Origin of the sequence: Bacillus sp. SIMBA_154 (assembly GCF_046536015.1) — a bacterium.
GTDB classification, from domain to species: domain Bacteria; phylum Bacillota; class Bacilli; order Bacillales; family Bacillaceae; genus Bacillus; species Bacillus pumilus_P.
This window is the reverse complement of the sequence record NZ_JAWJBV010000489.1, coordinates 1-250: the sequence shown is the minus strand read 5'-3', so window position 1 is coordinate 250 and position 250 is coordinate 1. Positions and strand designations below refer to the sequence as shown.

1 protein-coding gene is annotated in these 250 nt (G+C 59.6%); it reads right to left on the bottom strand.

The window, feature by feature from the left end; genetic code table 11:
• Positions 1 to 250 (bottom strand): hypothetical protein (locus R0K30_RS22870; RefSeq protein WP_410613242.1); only part of this gene is annotated, 250 nt, incomplete at both ends.

The window sequence follows — 250 nt, the reverse complement described above, 5'->3', positions numbered from 1 at the left end:
GGCTGAACGTAGAACTGTTTCAGCGTGCCGGTTCCATCGGTGACAACCACCTTGAAAGCCCGATCCTTGGGCGTGCTGCTGCCGACTGTAACCACAACGAACGCGATGCCTGAGCGCAATTCGATTTTAGCGCTCGGCGCGATAGCTCCGGCTGCCGTAGGCGGATCAGCGATTGCAACGGCATAGGACGACGGTGTCCCGCCTGAAATCGCCACCGACACGGGAGTCGATGTCGTGACGGGAAACGTCT